This window comes from Okeania sp. SIO2F4 (genome assembly GCF_010672385.1).
Taxonomy (GTDB): Bacteria; Cyanobacteriota; Cyanobacteriia; order Cyanobacteriales; family Microcoleaceae; genus Trichodesmium.
The window spans coordinates 1-6522 of sequence record NZ_JAAHGT010000540.1; the positions used below are offsets into that span (position 1 = coordinate 1).

A 6522-nucleotide genomic window follows, 5' to 3' on the forward strand; every position below is an offset into this window, starting at 1 on the left:
CTGCTTAATTTTAATTTTGTTAGTAAACTAACAAAAAAATTAGACAAAAAAAACTAAATGTGGTAAAAGATGATTAAATAAGTGAAAATATAAGGTGTGTGGATAACTTCTTCTTTAGCTACGGCTCTAACTCCAACTACAGTTGCCTTGGGAAACTTTGATGGTTTACATCGAGGACATTGCCAAGTAATTGAACCGATTTTAAACTTAAACAATAGATCAAACTTACTTTCTGTCTGTCCATCAGAATTGGCAACAGCTACAGAAGTAGATGAAAGTAAAAAGCTGAAATTGTTTCATCAAGAGTTAAAACTATCATCATGGCATTGCCAAAGTGAATTGGGCAACAATGATAATGAGCAGGGACAAAAAATTTATTCCACAGTTGTTACTTTTAATCCTCATCCCCAAGAGTTTTTTAGTGGAAAACCAAAAAAATTGTTGGCTCCAATAGCAGAAAAATTGGCTCTTTTCCAACATATCGGAGTTGAACAAGTGGTATTATTGCCATTTAATCAAGAATTGGCAGATTTAACTCCTATTCAATTTGTAGAAGAAATTCTGGTAAAACACTTACAAGCAGATAGAGTAAGTGTAGGATGGGATTTCCGTTTTGGACGCAAGAGGGCAGGAGATGCAAAAGATTTACAGGCGATCGCTGCTAATTACAATATAGGTGTAACAATTGTACCTCTATATACTTGTGAAAATGGAGAACGTATTAGCAGTTCTATAATTCGTAAAGCTTTAGAAGAAGGAGACCTGAAGAAATCAAATCGTTTGTTAGGTCGCCCCTACAGTTTAGTTGGTCAAGTAGTCCAGGGGCAACAATTAGGTAGAACATTAGGATTTCCTACAGCAAATCTTCAGCTACCACCACAAAAATTTTTGCCTCGTTTTGGGGTTTATGCTGTAGAAGTATATTTTTCTCGACAGAAGCAACCCCAAGAAATATTTTCTGGCGATCGCCCCTACTTAGGTGTGATGAATGTTGGTTGTCGCCCTACATTAAATGGTTTACAGCCAACTGTGGAAGTTCACTTATTAGACTGGTCTGGAGATTTATATGGTCAAACTTTAACTGTAAATTTGATAGAGTTTTTACGACCCGAACAAAAATTTGCTTCTCTAGATTTACTGAAAGCTAAAATACATGAAGATTGTAGAATTGCTAGAAGTATACTTACAAATCAAACTATATAATTTTGATAGTTCCCCGCTTATCCATAGACCGAGTTATTCGCCGATCTACCCAATGTGATAAATCTGGGTTACTTCGTTTCTTCTTAAGTTGACCAAAGAAAAAATTCTGAGGGACTACTCAAAGCTAGTAGTAGTAGTTATAGCTATTATACTTACTTTTAACCTCAAAAGAGTAAATTATAGCATTTTCCAAAAATAATGTTATAGATAAATTAAGTGATTAAAGAACTTAATTTTTGATGTATGTTATTTCAGTTATCAGTTATCACTTATCAGTACCTCTGGCTGAAGCATCAGGATTGAAATACTGAAGTTGATTGTTTTCATCCCCTTGAAAGGGGAGGCTTGAGACCTTCTTTTTTGGTCAGATGAAAAAATACTTAATAGCTGTCAATAGACAAAAAAACAGATAAAAAATGTTAAAGAGGAATCGTTAGAAGCCATGCCTCCTGATTGCTAAATTATATCATGTCCAGATAATTAGGGATAGAACTTCGTTCCGCTCCGCGATAGAACTCCGTTCCGCTTCGCGACCAAAAAACTTTATCCTGTTTATACCTTCTTTTTCCCCCTCTTCCCTCCTGACTCCTCCCTCTTTATTTATAACTATTCAAGCGGACATGATATAATAACTCCTGAATCCTGTACATCGCCAATCCGACGGCGACCCTATCTGGTTCCTAACTTCTAATAATTTGTAGCAAAAATTTATCAAACCAATTTGATAAATTAAAATCTAGAGTTAGTTTTCATCCTCATTGGAACATATTACTGTCAACCTTGTTTTTTGTAAGGTAAAAAAAATGGTATTGTGTCAAGAGAAAATAATTTAGTAATGAGTTAATTTTGCCTGAATTTAATTTATTATTCATTTGGAATTAATTATTTATAGAGCATGATTATGATAATTATGAAAAACTGAAAAAATATAGCAGTCCTAAATTTGAGTTGCAAGATTTGACTGAGAATTTAGTCCAGAGGTTTAATGGAACTTTTATAAAGCTAAAATCTAAAACACTTTACTGCCTATTTTCAGTTGGAGGAAAGTTATAATTTGTATAATTATTAACCAAAACTCTCTATGATAGAATCTAGTTTGAGAATAGGTATAGGTTGCAGTTTTTGCTTTGAGTGATGAGCTTTTTGATGATGTTTCATCTGGCATTGCTGGCCTTCCGAAATCTCTCTACATTACATTCCTATTTTGGAGGTCAATTATGTCAGTTTACGTTGGGAACCTTTCCTACGATGCAACAGATGAAGATATAAAGGAAGTCTTTGCTGAATATGGTACTGTGAAGCGAGTTCAAGTTCCTAGTGACCGTGAAACCGGTCGCCCTCGGGGCTTTGCTTTTGTAGAAATGGAGACTGAAGAAGAAGAAGAAGCTGCCATTCAAGCACTTGATGGTGCTGAATGGATGGGACGTAATCTCAAGGTTAATAAGGCCAGGCCACGAGAAGACCGACGCGGTGGCGGCGGTGGTGGCGGTAGAAGAGACCGCTCCTCTCGTGACTACTAAAATCTATTAATCAAATCAAATTCAATTCAAGGGATGGGAATTAATCCTATTCCTTTTATATTTTGAAGTTAATCACAATTTGATTTATGCTTTTTCTGATTTGCACAGCGATCGCGCTGATATTTTTAATAAAATAGTCAAATACAGTCATTCATGTTAAATTTATAGACATGAAACTTTAAGACTATGCTAAAAAAATAGAAATAAGTTATCAAAAAACCTGGAGGTCTTGGAAAAAATAGGATTTGACTGGTTATCAATTGCACATCCGGCACGATTATCAGAACTGATGAAGATAACTCAAAGTCTGACTTGATAGCTTGCATTTATGCCAGAGTTTCTAGTGCCGAAAACAAAGATAATCTAGATAGATAAGCCGAAGCATGAAAAGATTATGCTATTGCTAGAGGATACAAAATCTATCAGAAAATGTTGAAAGATATCGATCCACTAAATTAGAAATTTAGCGGTGAGACGGGGCGAATAAACTGCGCGGGAAACCTAGGCAGACAGCCCCTCATAAATTACAAAATTGCCAATTAATTGAGCGGAGCGCGAATCAATCCAGTATCAGTTATAATTATAGATAGTTATTAAAGTTTTATTTTCAACCTTTGATTACTTTAACTTACCAGTACAAACCTTTTGCCAAACAAACAACAAGAAACTGAAATTAACCAGATTCTTAATGTTTGTCAAGACCTGTATAATTCCTATTAAGAGAGGGGAAAGACTGGTGTGTTTCAAGAAAATTACCAATTAATAGTTGTGCAATTATTTCTGAATACATTATTTCTGCTGATGCAGCTTATCCTAATTACAATCATCAAGCAAAAAACTTAACAATAGCGCGGGAAGACTAATCCCAGATTAAAGTCAGTTAATGCTCAAATCTTACAACAAACTTTGAAGACTTTAGACAAAGCTTTTTCTGAGATGAAATCTGTTGTTCATTAATGGATAATGGATAATGGATAATGGATAATTACCTGGTGATTAAAACCGCAACGGAATTGAATATAAGGAAATTCAAGAGCATTTTTTTCCCCTTGAAAGGGTCGGCAGAGTAAGCTGAATTATTTAATTAATAATTATTAATTATTAATTATTCGGTAAAGGTTTTCCTCGATTTAAGAAAAAGTTGAGAAGCTTTGTCTTTCCGGCAATGCTGAAAAATTGCCTAGGTAATAGTAGAGTTAAACTACCTCAGCTAGATTGGATTAAGATCAAACAAAGTAGGTCATATCCAGATGTTTTTCAAGCATTTGTAAGCTAGGATAGTCAAAAAAGCTACTGGTTATTATTTGATGATTACTTTGACTTCCTCTGAGTTAGTCCCAGATAATCCCGCAGGCAATAAGTCATTAGGAATCGATGCAGGAATAGAAAATTTTGTCCGTACCTACACTGGCAAATTAATCAAACCTTCTAAGTTTTTGTGTTTGTCAACTGCCCAAAATTAAATTGATGGAAAGAAGACTTAAGAATAAAAAAAGAGGTTTAAATAATTGGCTAAAACTTCAGAATAAGATAGCTCGGTTACATGAAAAGATAGCTAATACTAGATGTGATTTGCATTTCAAACTAGATCGTCAACTTTGTAATTTAGCTGATAATATTTTCGTTATAATTTATAAACCTAGAAGTTTTCGGTTAAGAATATTAGGTAGTAGCTCAATAAAAACTATTTTGTGGAAAGTTTTTTTGATCGACAAGCTGCTACCTAAGACTTGATTTAGTTTGAGAATAATAAATAATATCATGCATAAAAAAAGAATGTTACAAATAACGAGCTAGCATGGTTGGAAACCTAATTTCCAATGTTGGAACATGAAGATTTACTGACTACCTAAAACCTACCATCTACCACCTAATACTATTTCTTTCTGAAGCTGTACTTAAAGACCTCACCGGGTAGGACAGGGTTGAAATAAAAATATAGCGGAGGAGAGAATTCGGGTTTATTTGTTTCCATCAAAACATACAGCAAATAATAATTTTATGAAAGAAAGTATTGAAAAGCTGAAACAAAATCTCAGTCAGACTATTGTTGGTAAAGAACATGCCATCACATTAGTATTAGTAGCATTACTTTCAGGAGGTCATGTTCTTTTAGAAGATGTTCCCGGTGTAGGTAAAACCTTACTAGCGAAATCTCTAGCTTATTCGATCGCTGGAAAGTTTCAGCGAATTCAATGTACTCCTGACTTACTACCTACCGATATTACTGGTACTAATATTTGGAACCCTCGTAGTGGGGAATTTGAATTTCTACCCGGTCCGGTGTTTGCCAACGTACTATTGACAGATGAAATTAATCGTGCAACACCCCGTACTCAATCTGCTCTTTTGGAAGTGATGGAGGAAAAACAGGTTACCGTAGATGGAGTTTCACGTTCTGTTCCTGACCCATTTTTTGTCATTGCAACTCAGAACCCAATTGAGTATCAAGGGACATTTCCACTGCCAGAAGCACAAATGGATCGTTTTACTTTATCTCTGACATTAGGCTATCCTACAGAGTCGGAAGAACTTCAGATGCTACAAAGAATCTCTGAAGGTTCAGGGGTCAGTACACTAAAAGCTTGCATTACTTTGCAGGAAGTACAAGAGTTACGTCGTTTGTGCAGTTTGGTAAAAGTAAATGAGTCTTTGCAAAAATATATTCTCAGCTTAGTTAGAGCAACAAGGGAAGATGAAGAAATTACACTAGGTGTTAGTCCTCGTGGAACGGTTGCTTTGCACCGAGCAACTCAAGCTTTAGGCTTTCTCACAGGAAGAGATTATGCTATTCCTGATGATGTGAAGTTTCTTGTTCCTTATGTGCTTTCCCATCGCTTGATAACAGCAGGGGGAAAACGTACTCAAACAATTGTGGAAAGATTACTGGGTTCTGTCACAGTTTCCTAGTTTTAGTTTTTGATGACTATAGTTAATCGCCGAGCAATTTATAAATCAAAAAACTTACTAAATTAAGTATAATGGGAATGAGACTAATTCTAATCTATTCAAGCTCATTCCTTTGACAGCTTGACTCCGTTCTTAGAAACCTATGATTATCTATAATAAATCTATGATTTTCGTGCTTACAATCTGTTCTATTCCTGCTTCAACCAGGCAACGTCGGCGTTATCCAGCTCCTCTGGCTACCACGGTCGTTTGCTGCGCAACTGAAACCACAGTGTTCGCACTCTATAACTCTTTCAGATAAAGATAGAGAATTTTTAACCTGACCACACCTACTGCAAGTCTTAGAACTAGGAAACCATCTATCAACAATTATGAGCTTCAGAACCGTATAACTCACATTTGTACTCGCGCCTGTCTTCTGAACTCGTAAAAACTCATATCAGCTAACTGCCTTTGTAGGGACATCTATGCGAATCGCCCCTACTTATGATTTGCCATCATTCCTGATACATTGAGGTCTTCTATTACTATTTGGCTGTGGTTTTTAGCCAAATAAAAGGAAAGCATTCAGCAGCTCAAGCAAAAATTGCTTGCTTGTTTTTATCCCTGCTCTGAAAGAGACAGGGATTTCAATCTTGCTTTTCAGTAAATATGTGAATTATGTAGCCTTAACTTAAAATGTTCCTGCTGATACTGCTTCTTCTTCTTCTTCTTCCTCTTCTTCTTCTTCTGCTTCTGCCTCTACTTGACGCAAATGAATATGTTTACGTCCCAAGGAAATTTCAAACTCATCTCCAGGCTGTAAATCCATTTGTTTAGTATAAGCAGCACCAATTAATAAATTACCATTGGATTGTACACTAATCTTATAACTAGCAGAACGTCCGCC

5 protein-coding genes and 1 pseudogene are annotated in these 6522 nt (G+C 35.6%); 4 read left to right on the top strand and 2 right to left on the bottom strand.

What is annotated here, in order from left to right; all coding sequences use genetic code 11:
- The first annotated feature begins 96 nt into the window (after nucleotides 1–96).
- The 4 genes from F6K22_RS26950 (at nucleotide 97) to F6K22_RS26965 (ending at nucleotide 5633) form a co-directional block, all read left to right on the top strand.
- The gene (locus F6K22_RS26950; protein WP_293105168.1) at nucleotides 97–1203 is read left to right on the top strand and encodes a bifunctional riboflavin kinase/FAD synthetase; all 1107 of its coding nucleotides are present in this window, start codon (nucleotides 97–99) and stop codon (nucleotides 1201–1203) included.
- Between the two features lie 1217 nt (nucleotides 1204–2420).
- Nucleotides 2421–2723 (top strand): RNA recognition motif domain-containing protein, encoded by a 303-nt coding sequence (locus F6K22_RS26955; RefSeq protein ID WP_293105171.1) that lies wholly within the window; start codon nucleotides 2421–2423, stop codon nucleotides 2721–2723.
- 1304 nt (nucleotides 2724–4027) lie between these two features.
- Nucleotides 4028–4186, top strand: a complete 159-nt coding sequence (locus tag F6K22_RS26960; protein WP_293105174.1) for a hypothetical protein — start codon at nucleotides 4028–4030, stop codon at nucleotides 4184–4186.
- 538 nt (nucleotides 4187–4724) lie between these two features.
- Entirely contained in the window at nucleotides 4725–5633 is a 909-nt protein-coding gene (locus F6K22_RS26965; protein WP_293105177.1) for an AAA family ATPase, read from the top strand.
- A 265-nt stretch (nucleotides 5634–5898) separates the two neighbouring features.
- On the opposite strand, the pseudogene F6K22_RS26970 reads toward F6K22_RS26965, so the two are convergent.
- Nucleotides 5899–6197 (bottom strand): annotated as a pseudogene (locus F6K22_RS26970) (RNA-guided endonuclease InsQ/TnpB family protein); the annotation flags it as partial.
- 109 nt (nucleotides 6198–6306) lie between these two features.
- On the bottom strand, nucleotides 6307–6522 hold a 216-nt coding region (locus F6K22_RS26975), incomplete at its 5' end, for an AbrB family transcriptional regulator (protein WP_293105180.1).